This is a genomic window from Streptomyces sp. NPDC085866 (assembly GCF_044541035.1).
Taxonomy (GTDB): Bacteria; Actinomycetota; Actinomycetes; order Streptomycetales; family Streptomycetaceae; genus Streptomyces.
Genome location: NZ_JBITSQ010000029.1, coordinates 68,893 through 85,548, shown reverse-complemented (window position 1 = coordinate 85,548; position 16,656 = coordinate 68,893). Strand labels below are relative to the sequence as shown.

The following is a 16,656-nucleotide window of genomic DNA, read 5'->3' as shown; positions in this document are numbered from 1 at the left end:
GTACTGCAGGGGGGACCCTGTGGGAGAGTAGGACGCCGCCGAACAAATTTTGGGAAAACCCCCGCATCTTCGGATGCGGGGGTTTTCTGCGTTCGAGGTCTATTGGCTAGAAGGTCACCTCAGCCGTCTCCACGGTCCCGCCCTGGCGGCCCGGTGCACTGTGCCATCTCCAGTAGAGATTGGTGTGGGCGATCACCTGCTCCGGCGCGGGAGCGCCGTACTTGGACAGGTCCTCGGTGGTGTGGGCGTCGGCGATCAGCGTCGTGTCGTACCCGCGGACGATCGCGCCGTGCAGGGTCGAGCGGATGCACACGTCCGTCTGCGCGCCCGTGACGAGGAGCCGGCCCACCTTCCGGTCGGCCAGCACGGTCTCCAGGTCGGTGTCCTCGAAGGAGTCCGGGTACTTCTTGTGGACCAGGGGCTCGGCGTCCCGGCGTGTCAGCTCCGGCACGTACTGCCAGGTCTCGCTGCCGTACGCCAGTTCCTCGTCGGAGTGCTGCACCCACACGACCGGCACGTCCGCCGCGCGGGCCTTGTCGATCAGGGTGTTGATGTTCGCGATGACGGCGTCGCGGTTGTGGGAGTTCGCCACCACGCCGTTCTGGACGTCGATGACGAGCACTGCGGTGTTGGGCCGGTCGGGAAGCGTGGTCATGGGGCAACAGTAGGACCGGCCACTGACAGGCGGGCTCGAAATATCGGGTGAGGCGTGTGCGGGGTGCGGGCTACCTTGGCTCCATGAATAGCCCTACCAGCGATGACTACGTCGTCCGAGCGATACGCCCCGACGAGTGGGCCGCCGTGAAGCAGTTGCGTCTGGACGCGCTGAAGGATCCGGTCGCGCCCATCGCCTTCCTGGAGACCTACGAGGACGCCCTGGAGAGGCCGGACTCGTTCTACCAGGAGCGGGCCGTCAGATCCGCTGAGGAGACCAGCTCCGCACGGCAGTTCATCGCCGAGGCGCCGGACGGGAGCTGGGCCGGCACCGTCACCGTGCTTCTGGAGGAGGCCGGGACGAAGGACTGGGCCGGGTACCCGGTCGAGCGTCGGCAGGGACACGTGGTCGGTGTGTTCGTGCGGCCGGAGCACCGCGGGAACGGGCTGATCAAGACCCTGTTCGACACCGGTGCGTCCTGGGCGTGGGAGCGGGGTGCCGAGCGGGTGCGGCTGTTCGTCCACGCGGACAACGCGCGGGCGCAGGGGGCGTACCGCAAGGTGGGGTTCGCGCCGAGCGGGCTGGTCGTGTCGTTCGTGAAGGACGAGGCCGAGAACGAGCTGGAGTTCGTCCTGGAGCGGTAGTTCCTGAGCCCTGGTTCCGGAGCCGGGTCAGGCCGGCAGTTCCTGGTGGGGCCAGCGGGATCTGGCCTGTTCGCGGGAGCGGAGCAGGGCCAGGGTCGGCATGCCCCGGTCGGCTCCGGTGGCCAGCAGGTCCGGCAGCTGGGGCAGCGGCGCCACGGCCGCCACGTCGTCCAGGACCAGGGTGAGTGGTGGGTCGAGCCGACCGGAGGATGACCGTTCGGCCATGCGCCGGCCGCGCTCGACCACGCTGGAGAGGAGGGCCGTCAGGAGGGGCATCGCACCAGGATTGGTCCTGGGGTCCTCGATGGATTCACCTACCAGATAAAGCGTGCCCCCTTCGTCCACGAAGGAATCCAAGGCGAGCGCATCAGTTCGGTTTGGGGTGCAGGCTTCGCGGATGTTGACCGTGAAGAGGGCGGCGAGGGCCCGGCTGGTCAACTCCTGGGCCATGTCACGGCGTTCCGGGTGCGCGGTGAGGGCGGCCTCGAGTTCGCCCGCGGCGCCGGGGGCGGCCTTGGGGTGGGTGCGGAGGGTTCGTACGGCGTCCTGGATCTGGGTGCCCTGGGACCAGCGGTGGACATGGCGGACGGTGCGGGACTCCAGGGCGGCGGCGTGCAGGTAGCTACGGAGGAGCGTTATCGCCGTGTCGGCGACCGCTTGGTCGATCTTGGCTGTGGGTTGGACGGGGCTGAGGAGCGCGGTGGCTCTCTGTACGGCCGTCTGTTTGTCCTCGCAGCCGGTGGTGGGGGACCAGTGGAGCCGTGCCGGGGTGTCGCAGAGGTGGGCGGGGTCGTAGAGGAGGGTGGGGCCCAGTTTGGCTCGGGCGTCCTTCGTGTCCTGCCAGAGGGCGGCGTTCGAGGTGACGACCAGGGTGGGGCCGGGGGCGTCCTGGATGGCCTGGGCCGCGGTGGAGCGGCGGCTTTCCCGTGTGCCGTAGTGCACCCCGCCTTCGGCGCGGTTTGTCTCCCACCCACCCACCGGTTCACCGTTGCCCGAGACGCGCTCCAGCGGCTCGGGTTCTGGTTCTGGTTCTGGTTCCGGTTCTGGTTGTGGCGCTGTGCGGGGTACCGGGACCTCGTGGCGCTGTTCCGGTGCCGGAGAGGGCGCCGCCGACTGGGCCCGCTCCTTCGCCGCGCCCCGCTCGAACGCCCGCCGTACCTTCCCCGCCCGCCACCGCGCCACCGTCCCCATCACGAACAGGGCCAGCACGAAGAGGGCCATCAGCTGGCCGATGAACAGGCCCCAGAAGAGGCCCCAGCCGGAGAGCTGGCCGGCGGGGGTGTCCGGCCAGGCGCCGGTGATGTCGTGGGGCCGGCCGATGAGATGGCGCATGGCCAGGGGCGTGCGGGTGAAGGTGACGCCGTTGGGCCAGGCGCCCTGGGCGAAGAGGCCCGCCAGACCCGTGGCCGTCCACACCAGCATGGTCATGCTGAGGAGGAAGCCGAGTATGCCGATCAGCAGGCCGTCGGGGATGCCTCCCTGGCCTTCATGACGGCTGTCACGGCTGTCGCGACGGTCGCGGTCGTCCGGTCTCACGCTCTCCCCCTACGCCACCGTCGATTCGGAGTCGCCCAGGTGCTGCTCCACGAAGGCCGCCGCCCGCTGTTCGGCCTCCAGCTCGGCCGCGCGCAGGGCGTCGTCGGCCGCCAGGTCGCGGGAGGACTCGGTCATGGCGCGGTCGGTGAAGACCAGTGGGCGTTCCGTCTCTGTGACCAGGTGTTTGACCACCTGGACGTTGCCGTTGACGTCCCAGACGGCGATGCCGGGGGTGAGGGTGGGGATGATCTCCACGGCCCAGCGCGGGAGCCCCAGGACCCGGCCCGTGGCCCTCGCCTCGTCCGCCTTCTGGGCGTAGATGGTCCTGGTCGACGCCATCTTCAGGATCGCCGCGGCCTCCTTCGCCGCCGCGCCGTCCACCACGTCGGACAGGTGGTGGACGACTGCGACGAAGGACAGGCCCAGCCGTCGGCCGAACTTCAGCAGACGCTGGAACAGCTGTGCCACGAAGGGGCTGTTGATGATGTGCCAGGCCTCTTCGACCAGGAAGATGCGCTTCTTGCGGTCGGGGCGGATCCAGGTGTGCTCCAGCCACACACCGACGATCGCCATCAGGATCGGCATGGCGATGGAGTTGCGGTCGATGTGGGACAGGTCGAAGACGATCAGCGGGGCGTCCAGGTCGATGCCGACGGTCGTCGGGCCGTCGAACATGCCGCGCAGGTCACCGTCGACCAGGCGGTCCAGGACCAGGGCCACGTCCAGGCCCCACGCCCGTACGTCGTCTATGGCGACGTTCATTGCCTCCGCCGACTCCGGCTCCGGGTGCCGCAGTTGTTCCACGATGTCGGTGAGGACCGGCTGGCGGTCGAGGATGGACTCGTTGACGTAGGAGTGGGCGACCTTGAGGGCGAAGCCGGAGCGTTCGTCCAGGCCGTGGCCCATGGCGACCTCGATGATGGTGCGCAGCAGCGCCAGCTGGCCCGTCGTCGTGATCGCGGGGTCCAGGGGGTTCAGACGGATGCCGTGGTTCAGGGCGGCCGTCGGGTCCAGGCGGATGGGGGTTATCCCCAGCTCCTCGGCGATGAGGTTCCATTCGCCGACCCCGTCCTCGCCCTGGGCGTCGAGGACGACGACCTGGCGGTCGCGGAAGCGCAACTGCCTTAGGACGTAGGTCTTCTCCAGCGCCGACTTGCCGTTGCCCGACTCGCCGAGGACCAGCCAGTGGGGGGCCGGGAGCTGCTGGCCGTACAGCTGGAAGGGGTCGTAGATGTAGCCCTTCCCGGAGTACACCTCGCGGCCGATGATGACGCCGGAGTCGCCGAGGCCGGGCGCGGCGGTCGGCAGGTAGACCGCCTGGGCCTGGCCCGTGGAGGTGCGGACCGGCAGGCGGGTCGTCTCGACCTTGCCGAAGAGGAAGGACGTGAAGGCGTCGGTGAGGACGGACAGCGGGTCCCGCATCAGCGCATCAGCCCCTACCTTCGAATGCCGGTGGCGAAGGGAAGTGTGTTCACGAAGGCCCGGTGGTGCTCGCGGTCGCACCACTCCAGCTTCAGGTACGACTTTCCAGCGGAGGCCCTTATGGTCCGCTTGTCGCGGTTGAGGGCCTCCGGGGAACGGGAGGACACGGTGATGTAGCCGACGAGGTTCACCCCCGCCGCGCCGCTCGCCAGGTCCTCGCCGCGCTGGTCGAGGCGGTTGTGGGCGGCGATGTCGCGCGGGTCGACGGTGCGGTTCATCTTGGCGGCGCGGGATGCCTCGGCCTCGTCGTTGGTCTTCTCGGTCAGCATGCGTTCGATGGCCACCTCGGTGGGTTCGAGATCCATCGTCACGGCGACCGTGCGGATGACGTCCGGGGTGTGGACGAGCAGGGGCGCGAGGAAGTTGACGCCGACCGGGGTCATCGGCCACTCCTTCACCCAGGCGGTGGCGTGGCACCAGGGGGCACGGGTGGCGGACTCGCGGGTCTTGGCCTGGAGGTAGGTGGGCTCCATGGCGTCCAGCTCGGCAGGCCAGGCGTTGCGCCGGGTCATCGCCTGGATGTGGTCGATGGGGTGGTCCGGGTCGTACATGGAGTGGATGAGGGAGGCGAGCCTGCCCTGCCCGAGGGGCTGGCGGACGCGGATGTCGGCTTCCTGCAGGCGCGAGCAGATGTCGGTCAGCTCACGGGCCATGACGACGGCCAGTCCCGCGTCCCGATCCAGCTTGCGGCCGGCCTGGGGCCGTGCGGCCCGTGCCATGGCCTGGGCCTCGGAGGCCAGTTCGCGGGTGTAGTGCATGCAGGCGACGAGGTAGGCGCGGTGCTGCTCGCTGCTGGTGGACACCATGGACTGGAGCTGGTCGTAGGACCGTGACAGCCAGTCGGGTGCCTTCTCGTCGCCGCGCAGCGCGACGTCCTTGGCGTGGGCGTCGGGGTCGGCGGGGAGCGTGCGGGCGAGCATCTGCAGGCGGGTGACGAACCCGTCGCCATTGGCCACGTGCTTGAGCAGCGTGCCGAAGCGGTCGACGAGGGCTTCCTGGTCCTCGGAGTCGCGCAGGCCGACGCCAGGGCCCTCGATCTCGATGGCGGCCGTGACCGTCCTGCGGTCGGCGTGCAGGAGTACGGCGATCTCGTCGGGTCCGAAGGGCGCGGCGAGCCAGCTGATCCGCCCGATTCCCGGCGGCGGCCCGATCTCGACCTCGCGCCCGTCGAACCGGGTACCGGCCTCGACGGCACCGGAGCGGTACGCGGCGCCGCGCTTGACGGTCCGCTTGTACGAGCGGTTGATCTCGAACCACTTGTAGAACGTGCGGCGCTTGTACGGCACGTAGACCGCGGCGAGCGCGAGCAGCGGGAAGCCCGTCAGGAGCACGATCCGCAGGGACAGGACCGGGACGAGGAGGCCGCACATCATGCCGAGGAACGCGCCGGCGATGATCAGCGCGATCTCGCCGGACTCGCGGTTCCGGCCGACGATCGCGTTCGGCCGGGCGCGGCCGATGAGATATGTACGGCGGGGCGTGACCGGATGGGACAGGTGGGACTCGGTCGTCAACGCCCTTCACCTCCCGAGCGGTTGCTGTTGCGGGTGTTGCTGGCGTGCGGGGTGTTCGCCGGGCTGGGTGCGCGCGGCGCGGGCGCGGCGGAGGGGACTGCTCCGCCGCCGCCCTGGGGGGTACGGCTGCTGTGGGCGGCGACACCGCCGGAGGCGGGGTTGGCGGGGCGGGCGCTGCTGGAGCCGCCTCCGCCTCCTCCGTTGTTGTCGGCGCGGGTGCTGTGGGTCTTGATGCCCTGGGCGACGAGGGTGGCCGGGGAGCTGATGACGGCTGCGGCCTTACCCTCGGCGCCCTGCATGATGCGGTTGTTGCGGCCGTTCGCGATCTCGTCGCCGAAGCCGGGGACGAAGCGGTAGATCATCGCGCTGGCGAAGATGGCGAGCAGGATGATGGCGAGGCCGGAGACGACGGCGGAGAAGGCGTCGGGGCCGCTGTCGCCGGAGAGGGCGCCGGCGAGGCCGAGCACGATGACGATCACCGGTTTGACCAGGATGACGGCGATCATGATCCCGGCCCAGCGCCTGACGTGCCCCCACAGGTTCTTGTCGACCAGGCCCGCGTAGACGACGGTGCCGAGGAGAGCGCCGACGTAGAGCAGGGCGGCGCGGATGACCAGCTCCAGCCAGAGGACGCCGGCGGCGAGGATGCTGACCAGGGAGACGACGATCAGCATGATCGGGCCGCCGCCGATGTCGTTGCCCTTGCCGAGGGCGCCGGAGAAGGTGCCGAAGAAGGTGTCCGTCTGGTCGCCGGTGGCCTTCGCGAGTACGTCCGTCACGCCGTCCGTCGCCGACACGACCGTGTAGAGGATCAGCGGGGTGAACGCGGAGGCGAGCACCGTCAGCCACAGGAAGCCGATGGCTTCGCCGATCGCGGTGGTCAGGGGCACCCCTCGCACGGCCCTCTTGGCCACGGCCAGCAGCCACAGCAGGAGCGTGAGGATCGTGGACGCCGCGAACACCACCGCGTACTGCTGCAGGAACTTCGTGTTCGTGAAGTCGACGTTCGCCGTCTCCTTCACGGCACCACTGAGCTTCCCGATGGTCCAGGAGGCAGCGTCGGCACAGCCCTTGGCGAGGGAGGCGAGGGGGTCGAGGGTGGAGCCGAGGGGGCTGTCGGAGGTGAGGCCGGAGGAGCCTCCCTTCGAGCCGCTGTCCTTCTCGCAGAACTGCTTGGCAGGGCCGACGATGAGATCGCAGTTGTTGGACGACGGTGACGGTGTGGGGGCGGCGACGGCTCGAGTGGCCAGCAGGAGGACAGCGCCCTGCACGGCGGTGACGGCGGCGGCGATCTTGAGTACTCGGCGCGGGCTACCGGGCATAAGTGAAGCCTCCGTACTCCTCTACGGCCTTGGCCATCTGGTCGGCGCTGGATGCCTTGCTGTCGCCGGGGACGGGAGCAGGGCCATCCTTCTGGGAGAAGCTGTCGACCTTCCAGTCACCGTTCTCCCAGCGCATCTGGAGGGTCATGGTGAACCAGTCGCTGGTGACTGGATTGGTCGAGTCGTCACCGGCGGTGCCGAACACACCGGTGCACCAGACCTCGATCGTGGCGGTGGAGTCCGAGTAGTTCGTGAGCTTGGTGCCGAGGGGCGCCGTGCGTGAGACATAGGTGCGTCCGGCGGGTGCGTTGCCGTTCGCGTCCAGGCCGATGCTGCTCAGGAACTGCTTGCTGTACGCCTTGTTGAACTTTTCAGTCAGGGAAGCCTGCTGATCGGTAGCGAACACCTGCCTGACGATCTCGCTCCGCCGCGAAGGCTTGAGAATGTCCGACGAAACCAGCACCACCGCATAGTTGGCCGCCGCACTCTCCGCCCCCTGCCCGCTGTGCGCGAACCCCGACGGAATGCCACCGCTCTTCGTCTCCACCGGCTGCGTGCCGCTGGCTGCGGTGGAGGACGTTCGGGGCTGGTCGCTCTTGCCGGAGGAGTTGTCGGTGGACGAGCCGTCACCGCGGTTCGCGAAGGCGATCGCCGCGATGAGGAGGACGACCACGCCGACCACCGTGACCAGGCTCCGGGAGGAGGAGCGGCCGGTTCTGCGGGGTGCGCCGCCGTAGGGGTCGCCGCCGGGCAGGCGGGTTCGGGTCTGGCCGGTTTCGGTGTAATCCTGCTCGTCTGTGGGACTCATGCCGCGTACGCCCCCTCCACCTTGTAGACATACGACGGTAGCCGTGCTGGTTCCCGCGCGGGCGCGGTGTGGTGACTCGACATCAGGGAAACGCAACCTCTGCCGGTGGGCACGACGGGTGGGTGGGGTGGAGGGGGACGACCGGGCGCGCCCGGGAGCAGAAGGGGCGTCAGACCGCCATGCCGTACACGATGGTGAACAGTGTGCCGAGCGAGCCGATGATGAAGACTCCGGTGAGGCCGGCGATGATCAGGCCCTTGCCCTGCTCCGCGCTGAAGGTGTCGCGCAGCGCCGTCGCACCGATCCGCTGTTTGGCCGCACCCCAGACCGCGATGCCGAGGCAGAGCAGGATGGCCACGGCCATCACCACCTCGATCATCACCTTGGCCTCGTTGCCCAGGCTGCCGAAGGGGCCCCAGTCCGGAGCGATCCCGCCGATGATGGTGTTGATGTCTCCCTTGTCGGCCGCAAAGAGCATGTAAGTCACCGCCCCTGGTGGGTAGTTCCGCTGGACCCTGCGGTATGCAGAGGTCAGGCATCATTCTCGCTGACAACGTCGCTGTCGTATGTCGACTTGACGTCATTGACTGGCGGGTTTCGTACGAATACCTCGTACGGTCACTCTGTGTATCACGGCAGGTCACGCCGGGCAACGAGGCCTGAGCGGAACCTGTCGTGTGGTTCCGTCGTTGACCCTCTTTACGACCCGGCAGGGTTTCTGACGGCTGGTCGGGTGAGGTGTCGAGACGATGTTCTCACGGGCGGCCTGCGGAGAACGGGGAAGGGCCCCGGCGACCGGCGTCGCCGAGGCCCCTGAGACGGGCGGTTGAGCTGCTCAGCCCGCGAAGGCCGAGACACCCTGAGGAGTGCCCCAGCCGGTCGGGCCGTCGTAGCCGGACTGGGCGGTGCACAGGTAGGTGGTGGAGCAGGTGCCGTTGTTGCCGCTGGTGACGTCGTTGAGGGCGGAGGTGCCGGCCGCGGTGTACGGGAACTTGGCCGGGTAGGAGCTGCTGCTCGGGGTGCCGGCGAGGGCGTAGACGCCGGCGATGATGGGTGAGCTGGCGCTGGTGCCGCCGAAGGTGTACCAGCCTGCGGTGACGCCGTAGGAGTCGTAGACCGAGACGCCGGTGGCGGGGTCGGCGACGGCCGCCACGTCCGAGATGGTGCGCTTGGTGCAGCCGGTGTCGGTCTGCCAGGTGGGCTTGGCGTCGTAGGAGGAGCAGCCGGAGCCGGTGCCCTCGGTGCTGGAGGTCTTCCAGACGCTCTCGGTCCAGCCGCGGGTGGTGGAGGCCGCCTTGGAGAGGGCCGTGCCGCCCACCGCCGTCACGTACTTGGAGGCGGCCGGGTACTCGGCGCCGTAGCCGCTGTCGCCCGCGCTGACGGTGATGGCGACGCCCGGGTGGTTGAAGTACGAGGAGTCGTACGTGGTGTCGGAGGAGGACTCCGAGCCGCCGTAGCTGTTGGAGACGTACTTCGCGCCCAGGGCGACGGCCTCGTTGACGGCCGTGCCGAGGTTGGCCATCGTCGCGGACTTGGCCTCGACGAGCAGGATGTTGCAGTTCGGGCAGATGGCGGAGGCCATGTCGAGGTCGAGGGAGATCTCCTCGGCCCAGCCGGTGTTGGCGGAGGGGAGCGAGGTGGTGGAGCCCGTCTGACTGACCTTCTTGAAGCAGCCGTTGGCCGTGGTGCAGGCGCTCAGGCCGTAGTACGAGCGGTACTTCGCCAGGTCGGCCTCGGCGTTGGGGTCGTCGTAGGCGTCGACGATGGCGATGGTCCTGCCGGAGCCGTTGGAGGCGGCGGCGGAGGTGAGGCCGTAGGCCGACTGGAGGTCGGAGGGGCCGTAGCCGGACGGGGTCGAGGCGTCGGCGGCCTTCGGGGTGACGCCGTCGGCCTTGGCCTTCGCCTTCTGGAAGGCGGTGACACCGCCCGTCACGCGCAGTGCCTTGCAGGCCATCCGGCCTTCGGCGGGGGTGGAACAGGCACTCGTCCAGGTGACCTTGGAGGACGAGGGTGCCGCCGCGTCCGCGTGGGTGGCGGTGCCGAATCCGGCGAGGAGCAGCGCCGCGGTGGCCGCGGCGGCGGAGCCGATACGGCGCCGGCGGCCGGGTGCGTCCGGTCTGGCGTGGGGAGACGTACGCATGGTGCAACCTCCTGATGTTCCGGGTGGGGGGTGGGAACAGGGCGGTGCAGTGCGGGTGCGTGCGGCGGTACGACGAAGACGATGACTTGTTGAGTACGCGACAACAAGCAATCGTCGGAATCCTGGCCTCCGGGTTACCGAAGGATGCCGTGTGCTTGACTCAACTCACAGGCGTTTCAATGCAGTTGCTCAGGCAGGGAAAGCGGGCCCCGGCCGGATGCCGTGACCCGTCTTCCTTTTCCTTGCCGCCGAAGGGACCCCACGTCCCCCTCGGATGGCGGCTCCCCGTGACCCGACGGGGCGGTTGCTCACCTGGGCCTGAGGCCGTGCAGCAGCAGATGGACGTGTTCGTCCAGGCCGGCCAGGGCCTCCTCCGCCTCCAGGGCGCAGCTCGCGATGAGAGCGGCGAGTCCGTGCAGGCTCGCGGCGGCGACCATCGTGAGGCGCTCGGGATCGCCCTGGATGATCTCGCCCCGCTCCTGGGCGTCCGCCATCATCCGGGCGAAGGAGCCGAGGGACTGGTCGACGGCCGACGCGAGCTGTGCGGAGCTGTCGGGGTCGTGCTTGCGCGCGAACATCAGCTCCAGGAGTTCCGGGTTCTCGACGGCGAAGCCGAGGTAGGCGCGGGCGAGCGCCGTCATCCGCTGCTCGAAGGTGAGGCCGGGCTGCTCGGCGGCGGCGCCCAGGGCCTGGTTGAGGCGCTCGTACCCGTCCAGCGCGAGGGCGTCGAGCAGGGCCTGCTTGTCCTTGAAGTGCCGGCCCGGGGCGGCGTGGCTGACCCCGATGTCACGGGCCAGCTCGCGCAGCGACAGCGCGCCGACCCCCTTCTCCCGCAGGGTGCGCTCGGCGCTCTTGAGCAGGGCGGCGCGCAGATCTCCGTGGTGGTAGGGGCGGTTCGTGGAGGACGGGGACATGCGCGACATGGGGGCCATCGTATCCCGATGTAGACGGCGTCTATATAGTTGTCATTGCCATCATTGTTGTCATTGACAGCATTGTTGGCGATGCCTACATTGAGGCCATGGCTGATGCGAGCGAGACGACGCGCCCTGCGCGCAAGTGGAACGCGACCCACCTCCCCGACCTGTCCGGCCGTACGGCCGTGATCACCGGCGCCAACAGTGGCCTCGGCCTCGCGACCGCCGAGGCGCTGGCCCGGGCCGGGGCGCATGTGGTGTTCGCCGTACGGGACCCCGCGCGCGGCGGCGCCGCGGCGGCGAACGTGAGCGGCAGCGTCGAGGTGCGCCGCCTGGACCTGGCGGACCTGGCCTCGGTACGCGAGTTCGCCGCGCGGTGGCAGGGGCCGATCGACCTGCTGATCAACAACGCGGGCGTGATGATGCTGCCGGAGCAGCGCACCAAGGACGGCTTCGAGATGCAGTTCGGCACGAACCACCTCGGCCACTTCGCCCTCACCAACCTGCTGCTGCCATACGTCACGGACCGCGTGGTGACGGTGTCCTCGGGCCTCCACCGCGGCGGCGACGGGGTGATCCACTTCGAGGACGTGAACCTGAAGGGGCGCTACTCCCCGACCCGCGCCTACGCCCAGTCCAAGCTGGCCAACCTCCTCTTCACCCTGGAACTCCAGCGCCGCCTGACCGAGGCGGGCTCCTCCGTGCGGGCCCTGGCGGCCCACCCCGGCTACGCGGCGACCAACCTGCAGAGCCACACGGCGAACCCCTTCATGCGGGCGTTCATGGCCGTCGGCAACAAGGTCCTGGCCCAGGACGACAAGTCCGGCGCCCTGCCGACGCTCTACGCGGCCGTCCAGGATCTGCCGGGCGCGGCGTACGTCGGCCCGGACGGTCTGGGCGAGATGCGGGGCGCGCCGACGCTGGTGGGCCGCAGTGCGGCGGCGAGCGATCCCGAAGGGGCGCGGAGGCTGTGGGTGCTGTCCGAGGAGATGACCGGGGTCGAGTGGGGGCTCGCTGCGGCGCCGGGGCCGGCCGGGGCGGAGGGGGTGCGATAGGGCGGAGAGAGCACGCCGGGGACCGTCCGCCGCGGCGGCGGAACCGAGTCCCACGGAGTCCTGCGGAACCGAGGCCCACTGTCCGCTGGGCCCCCGCCCCGACTGGGTCTATCGTCGGAATCCTGGAGGCAGGACGAGGAGGACGGCCGGTGATGCCGCAGGACGAGGCCGTGATCGGCTGCACGGGGAAAATACTCATCGGAACGCGTGGATCCGCGGGCCCCGGTGAGGTCCTGGTGCGGGTCAGAGGAGGCTCCGAGACCTTCCTCGCGTGGTCGGAGCAACCCCTGCCGACGGGCGCGACGGTACTCGTGATCGAATCCCGTGGATGCCGCGAGGTCGGTGTCATCGAGTGGGTGGATCCGTTGGATGCGCTCGGCGGCGACACCGCCGGCGCCGGCTGAGGAGTTCAGGATGTTCGGATACCGCGTTCCCGCACCCGACGAGGCGATGTTGATCTCGGGCGGCAGGCGGGGACTGGGGGGCGCGCCGTTCCGAGTGGTCACGGGGCACGGGAAGTTCGTGCTGCCGGTCTTCCGGAAGGTCCGGTTCCTCACGCTGTCCATGTGCGAGTCCGAGGTCACCGAGACCTGTGTGACCCGCCAGGGCATCGCGTTGCACGTCCGCGCGGTCATCGCCTTCAAGGTCGGCAACGACCACGAGAGCATCATCAACGCGGGCCAGCGGTTCCTCTCCGACCAGGAGCAGATGTCGGTGCTGACCGGCCGGATCTTCGCCGGTCACCTGCGGGCCATCATCGGCTCGATGACGGTCGAGGAGATCGTCACCGAGCGGCAGAAGCTCGCCGCGGAGGTGCTGGACACCTCGAAGACGGAGATGGCGAAGATCGGCCTGATCGTCGACTCGCTGCAGATCCAGTCGATCGACGACGGTGACACCGGCTACATCGACGCGATGTCCGCGCCGCACAAGGCGGCCATCCAGCGGCAGGCGCAGATCGCCCAGGCGCAGGCCACCCAGGCCTCGGTCGAGGCGGAGCAGGTGGCGGCCCGCAACCAGGCCGAGTACGCCCGGCAGACCGCCATCGTCAAGGCGGAGTACTCGGCCGAGGTGGACCGTGCGCAGGCGCAGGCCGCGCAGGCCGGACCGCTGGCGCAGGCGCACGCCCAGCAGGAGGTGCTCGCCGCCCAGACGGAGCTGGCCCAGCGCCAGGCCAAGCTGCGCCAGCAGCAGCTGGTGGCCGAGGTCGTGAAGCCCGCCGAGGCCGAGGCCGAGCGGGTCAGGATCCTCGCCGCCGCCGAGGCGCAGCGGATGAAGATCCAGGCGGAGGCGGCGGCCTCGTACGACCGGGTCGCGCTCGACCGGATGCTGATCGACCAGCTCCCGCAGATCGTGAAGGAGGCCGCCGGCGGCCTCGCCGGCGCCAACGTCAACGTCCTCAACGGCGCGGACGGCCTCGGTGAGATCGCCGCGGGCCTGGTGTCCCAGGGCCTGACCATCCTCGACTCGGTCCGGCAGAACCTGAGCGGGCAGGACTCCGAGGGCCGCCGCCCCGAGGAGAACAAGGTCGGCGGCCTGATCCAGCTGCCCATGGGCAAGGAGAAGAAGTCGGACGACGGTCCGGTGGACGTCGACTAGGCGCCCTCTCGGGACGCCCGGTGGCGGTCAGCGCTCCGTCAGCGGGCTGTCAGCGCCTCCGGGCACTCTTGTACTTGTGAACGGCACGGGAAACCGGAGGCCGGTCACGGGGAGAGGTGCCCGGAGTGGTTGATCGGGGACCGGCGAGCACGCCTCGAGGTCGGGCCCCTCAGGGGGCCCACGCAGGTTCGAATCCTGCCCTCTCCGCTGAGCTGACGGTGCTCCTCGTTGTGCCTACGAAATGATCGAACTCGCCTGCCCGGACACCGAGAACGAAGGTGTCCCACTGGTGGCGGGTGGTCGTGACCACGGTGTTCGGGGCGCCGGTCTCGTGGAGGCGGACGGGGGTTTCTTCGGCGTTGTCCGCGCCGAAGGTGATCTCGATGGGTGCGGTGCCGTCCGGTTCTCCCTTGAGTACGGCCAGGAGGGCGCCGAAGTCCGCGGGGGTGGTGGTGAGTATTGCCCCGGTGGGGTCGGCGGACTCGGTTATGTGGACCGCTTCGGGGCTGGCGGATATGTGGATGCAGCTGTCACCCTCGCCGCAGTACGAGGACTTCTGCCAGCTCAGATCGGGCATCTCGGGTTCCTTCACAGGTCCAGGGCGATGGAGTGGATGAGGTCGCGCGACTCCTCGGGGGAGAGGGTCTTGTCCTCCATCCGCTCCAGCAGGACCCGGTACTTGCTCAGCTGGGCCTCGGCGTCGAGGAAGACGGGGCCGTGCGACTGGTCGAGATGAACGGTGTCGAGCTGGGGGACAGGACCGCGCGAGTAGTAGATCGACTGCCCTGACCCCGGGAAGGCGCCGGCGGCGAACGGCAGCACTCTGATGGCGATGTGGTCCCGCTCGCTCATCTCCAGCAGATGCTGCAACTGCGCTCGCGCGACAGCAGGTCCGCCGAACTGCATACGCAGGGCGGCCTCGTGGATGAGCGCGACGTACGGGGTGGGCGGGTCCTGGTAGAGCACGGCCTGGCGCTTGATGCGGAACGAGACCCGGTGCTCGATGTCGGGCGGGGAGAGGTCCGGCACGACTTGGCGGAACGTCTCGCGGGCGTGGTCGACGGTCTGGAGCAGGCCGGGGATGTGCACGGTGATCGCGGTGCAGAGGTGACCGGCGTGGTGCTCGACCTCGGCTAGATCGAGCAGGCCGCTGGGCAGGATCTCGCGGTACTCCTCCCACCAGCCCCGTTTCCGATCACCGGTCATGCCCGCGATCGCCTCGACGAGAGCGGCGTCCGGGCAGTCGTAGTGGCAGGCCAGCGCGCGAACCCGCTCGGGACTGACCCCGGCACGGCCGGCTTCGATGTTGCTGATCAGCGTCTGCTTGGAGCCCAGCAGTTGACCGGCCTCGGTGGCTGTCAGGCCTGCGCGCTCACGGAGTTTGCGCAGCTCGGTGCCCAAGCGGAGTTGGCGACCCGTTGGGTTCGCTCTCACGGGCTTGCCCTCCTCGCTGCCCCTGCTGTCACTCACATGGGTGGATCGAAATAGGTTTTCGCGGATCCGTGTAATGCATTACCTGGATGTCGCTACCTTACAACTGGGGCCCCGCTCAGACCTTCAACCCCCTTCACTGACCGGAGACTTCCATGTCCACCGTATCCCCGCCCTGGACCTACACCCTCCAACTCCCGCACGATCCACGCGCACCGGGGATCGCCCGGGCAACCCTCCGTACCGTCCTCGCCGCACACGACCTCTCCGCGCTCACCCCCACCGCGGAACTCCTGGCCGCAGAACTCCTCACCAACGCACACCTCCACACGACCGGCCCGTACGCCCTCCGCCTCCTCGGCAGTGAACCGGGCCGGCTGCGCATCGCCGTGTGGGACACCGACCCCCGGGTTCCGCCAGGCTTCACCAAGGACGAAGGGGAGGCCGCCTCCGTCGTCGTAGCCCCGGACGACGCCGAAACCGGACGCGGGCTGCACCTCGTACGAGCCTGCGCCGACTCGTGGGGAGCCTCGGTGCTGCGGCAGCTGGGCGCGTCCAAGGGCGGGAAGCTGCTGTGGGCGGACTGCCGTGGCGAAGGCTGAGCAGTAGCGTCGTCGTGGTGTGTGCGGAGCGTGATGGACAAACCCGGCAGCCATAGGGACGGTTCACAGGAAAATCTCAGTGAAGTCGGGACGGGTTTCTCACCTTTATGGGAGAGAGTGACGCCTGATGAAGCGCATCTCACGCATCTGGCTCACTTCGCGTCCCACCTTGCTGTGCGGTGTGGTGACGCTCGGCCTGACGTCGGCGTCCGTGGCCTCCGCCTCCGACGGGCCGGGGCCCTTCGGGGTCACCGCCGCCACGGTCGCGTCGCGGCAGAGCGCGCGGATCGGCGCGCTGTTCGGCGCGGACCGGGTCGGCAAGCTGGTCGGCGGGCACTTCTGCACCGCCTCGGTCGTGCACAGCCGGCAGCGGGATCTCATCGTCACGGCCGCGCATTGTGTGGACGGTGATGCCGGGGATCTCGTGTTCGCGCCGGGCTACCGGGACGGGCACGCGCCCTACGGGGTGTGGAAGGTGGGGAAGCGGTTCCTGCCCGACGGGTGGGCCAAGGGGCAGAACGAGGACAGTGACATCGCCTTCGCCTACGTCGACGAGCTGGGCGGGAAGCGGGTCGAGGACGCGGTGGGCGGGAACCGGTTCGTCACCGGGACCACCACCGGGGCCACCGCCGTCACCGTCACCGGGTATCCGGACGAGCACGAGGTGCCCATCACCTGCACCAACAAGCCGGCCCTGCACAGCCGTACCCAGCAGCGGATCAACTGTCCCGAGTTCACCGGAGGGACCAGTGGCAGCCCCTGGGTGAACGGGGCCAAGCAGGTCGTCGGTGTGCTGGGCGGGCATGAGCACGGTGGTGCCACCGCCGACATCTCCTACAGCGTGGTGCTGGGCGCGGAGGCGGCCGAGCTGTACAGGGATGCGGCGGGCGGACGGTGAGCGGCGCCGGCTCTTCTGCGGTGGGCTGAGGGCAGGTGGAAGCCACCCAGCCT

General features: G+C 69.4%; 16 protein-coding genes and 2 pseudogenes. 7 read left to right on the top strand and 11 right to left on the bottom strand.

The window, feature by feature from the left end; genetic code table 11:
* Positions 1-106 precede the first annotated feature (106 nt).
* Entirely contained in the window at positions 107-655 is a 549-nt protein-coding gene (locus tag ACIF83_RS43930) for a cysteine hydrolase family protein (RefSeq protein ID WP_393484571.1), read from the bottom strand.
* 83 nt (positions 656-738) lie between these two features.
* Between ACIF83_RS43930 and ACIF83_RS43925 the strand changes: the two genes are divergently transcribed.
* A complete protein-coding gene (locus ACIF83_RS43925) occupies positions 739-1,299 on the top strand; it encodes a GNAT family N-acetyltransferase (RefSeq protein ID WP_393484572.1) in 561 nt (186 codons plus the stop codon).
* A 27-nt stretch (positions 1,300-1,326) separates the two neighbouring features.
* Here ACIF83_RS43925 and ACIF83_RS43920 read toward each other — a convergent pair whose 3' ends face one another.
* The 8 genes from ACIF83_RS43920 to ACIF83_RS43885 form a co-directional block, all read right to left on the bottom strand.
* Positions 1,327-2,835: a type IV secretory system conjugative DNA transfer family protein gene (locus tag ACIF83_RS43920; protein ID WP_399736026.1), complete on the bottom strand. Its 1,509-nt coding sequence runs from the start codon at positions 2,833-2,835 to the stop codon at positions 1,327-1,329.
* A 9-nt stretch (positions 2,836-2,844) separates the two neighbouring features.
* Positions 2,845-4,257, bottom strand: coding sequence for an ATP-binding protein (locus tag ACIF83_RS43915; protein WP_393484574.1), 1,413 nt, complete (start codon positions 4,255-4,257; stop codon positions 2,845-2,847).
* A 14-nt stretch (positions 4,258-4,271) separates the two neighbouring features.
* A complete protein-coding gene (locus tag ACIF83_RS43910; RefSeq protein ID WP_393484575.1) occupies positions 4,272-5,831 on the bottom strand; it encodes an SCO6880 family protein in 1,560 nt (519 codons plus the stop codon).
* Positions 5,828-7,153: a hypothetical protein gene (locus ACIF83_RS43905; RefSeq protein WP_399736022.1), complete on the bottom strand. Its 1,326-nt coding sequence runs from the start codon at positions 7,151-7,153 to the stop codon at positions 5,828-5,830. The genes ACIF83_RS43910 and ACIF83_RS43905 overlap by 4 nt, the downstream gene beginning before the upstream one ends.
* The gene (locus ACIF83_RS43900) at positions 7,143-7,961 is read right to left on the bottom strand and encodes a hypothetical protein (protein ID WP_399736020.1); all 819 of its coding nucleotides are present in this window, start codon (positions 7,959-7,961) and stop codon (positions 7,143-7,145) included. Before ACIF83_RS43900 ends, ACIF83_RS43905 begins: the two co-directional genes overlap by 11 nt.
* A 169-nt stretch (positions 7,962-8,130) precedes the next feature.
* The gene (locus tag ACIF83_RS43895; protein WP_014673544.1) at positions 8,131-8,439 is read right to left on the bottom strand and encodes a hypothetical protein; all 309 of its coding nucleotides are present in this window, start codon (positions 8,437-8,439) and stop codon (positions 8,131-8,133) included.
* A gap of 357 nt (positions 8,440-8,796) precedes the next feature.
* On the bottom strand, positions 8,797-10,101 hold the full coding sequence (locus tag ACIF83_RS43890; RefSeq protein ID WP_399736017.1) for a peptidase S8: 1,305 nt from the start codon (positions 10,099-10,101) through the stop codon (positions 8,797-8,799).
* Positions 10,102-10,409: 308 nt separating this feature from the next.
* Positions 10,410-11,033, bottom strand: coding sequence for a TetR/AcrR family transcriptional regulator (locus tag ACIF83_RS43885; protein WP_393484579.1), 624 nt, complete (start codon positions 11,031-11,033; stop codon positions 10,410-10,412).
* An 89-nt stretch (positions 11,034-11,122) separates the two neighbouring features.
* Between ACIF83_RS43885 and ACIF83_RS43880 the strand changes: the two genes are divergently transcribed.
* From ACIF83_RS43880 to ACIF83_RS43865, 4 genes and pseudogenes are all read left to right on the top strand, one after another.
* Complete coding sequence (locus tag ACIF83_RS43880; protein ID WP_398141407.1) at positions 11,123-12,073, top strand: oxidoreductase; 951 nt, start codon at positions 11,123-11,125, stop codon at positions 12,071-12,073.
* 152 nt (positions 12,074-12,225) lie between these two features.
* Complete coding sequence (locus ACIF83_RS43875) at positions 12,226-12,477, top strand: hypothetical protein (RefSeq protein ID WP_393484581.1); 252 nt, start codon at positions 12,226-12,228, stop codon at positions 12,475-12,477.
* A gap of 10 nt (positions 12,478-12,487) precedes the next feature.
* Positions 12,488-13,672, top strand: a complete 1,185-nt coding sequence (locus ACIF83_RS43870; protein WP_393484582.1) for an SPFH domain-containing protein — start codon at positions 12,488-12,490, stop codon at positions 13,670-13,672.
* A gap of 110 nt (positions 13,673-13,782) precedes the next feature.
* Positions 13,783-13,879: pseudogene (locus ACIF83_RS43865) on the top strand.
* A gap of 262 nt (positions 13,880-14,141) precedes the next feature.
* On the opposite strand, the pseudogene ACIF83_RS43860 reads toward ACIF83_RS43865, so the two are convergent.
* A pseudogene (locus ACIF83_RS43860) lies at positions 14,142-14,249 on the bottom strand (DUF397 domain-containing protein); the annotation flags it as partial.
* 11 nt (positions 14,250-14,260) lie between these two features.
* Positions 14,261-15,106 carry a helix-turn-helix domain-containing protein gene (locus ACIF83_RS43855; protein ID WP_393484583.1) on the bottom strand — a complete coding sequence of 282 codons (846 nt, stop codon included), beginning with the start codon at positions 15,104-15,106 and terminating at the stop codon, positions 14,261-14,263.
* 152 nt (positions 15,107-15,258) lie between these two features.
* On the opposite strand from ACIF83_RS43855, the gene ACIF83_RS43850 reads away from it, so the two are divergent.
* A complete protein-coding gene (locus ACIF83_RS43850) occupies positions 15,259-15,705 on the top strand; it encodes an ATP-binding protein (protein WP_399736011.1) in 447 nt (148 codons plus the stop codon).
* 127 nt (positions 15,706-15,832) lie between these two features.
* Positions 15,833-16,603 (top strand): trypsin-like peptidase domain-containing protein, encoded by a 771-nt coding sequence (locus ACIF83_RS43845; protein WP_399736008.1) that lies wholly within the window; start codon positions 15,833-15,835, stop codon positions 16,601-16,603.
* Positions 16,604-16,656: the final 53 nt, after the last annotated feature.

What these genes read in the sequence shown, in the direction of transcription:
- ACIF83_RS43930 (WP_393484571.1), bottom strand. Translation starts at nt 655, where the DNA reads ATGACCACGCTTCCCGACCGGCCCAACACCGCAGTGCTCGTCATCGAC.
- ACIF83_RS43925 (WP_393484572.1), top strand. Translation starts at nt 739, where the DNA reads ATGAATAGCCCTACCAGCGATGACTACGTCGTCCGAGCGATACGCCCC.
- ACIF83_RS43915 (WP_393484574.1), bottom strand. Translation starts at nt 4,257, where the DNA reads ATGCGGGACCCGCTGTCCGTCCTCACCGACGCCTTCACGTCCTTCCTC.
- ACIF83_RS43905 (WP_399736022.1), bottom strand. Translation starts at nt 7,153, where the DNA reads ATGCCCGGTAGCCCGCGCCGAGTACTCAAGATCGCCGCCGCCGTCACC.
- ACIF83_RS43900 (WP_399736020.1), bottom strand. Translation starts at nt 7,961, where the DNA reads ATGAGTCCCACAGACGAGCAGGATTACACCGAAACCGGCCAGACCCGA.
- ACIF83_RS43895 (WP_014673544.1), bottom strand. Translation starts at nt 8,439, where the DNA reads ATGCTCTTTGCGGCCGACAAGGGAGACATCAACACCATCATCGGCGGG.
- ACIF83_RS43890 (WP_399736017.1), bottom strand. Translation starts at nt 10,101, where the DNA reads ATGCGTACGTCTCCCCACGCCAGACCGGACGCACCCGGCCGCCGGCGC.
- ACIF83_RS43885 (WP_393484579.1), bottom strand. Translation starts at nt 11,033, where the DNA reads ATGGCCCCCATGTCGCGCATGTCCCCGTCCTCCACGAACCGCCCCTAC.
- ACIF83_RS43880 (WP_398141407.1), top strand. Translation starts at nt 11,123, where the DNA reads ATGGCTGATGCGAGCGAGACGACGCGCCCTGCGCGCAAGTGGAACGCG.
- ACIF83_RS43875 (WP_393484581.1), top strand. Translation starts at nt 12,226, where the DNA reads ATGCCGCAGGACGAGGCCGTGATCGGCTGCACGGGGAAAATACTCATC.
- ACIF83_RS43870 (WP_393484582.1), top strand. Translation starts at nt 12,488, where the DNA reads ATGTTCGGATACCGCGTTCCCGCACCCGACGAGGCGATGTTGATCTCG.
- ACIF83_RS43850 (WP_399736011.1), top strand. Translation starts at nt 15,259, where the DNA reads ATGTCCACCGTATCCCCGCCCTGGACCTACACCCTCCAACTCCCGCAC.
- ACIF83_RS43845 (WP_399736008.1), top strand. Translation starts at nt 15,833, where the DNA reads ATGAAGCGCATCTCACGCATCTGGCTCACTTCGCGTCCCACCTTGCTG.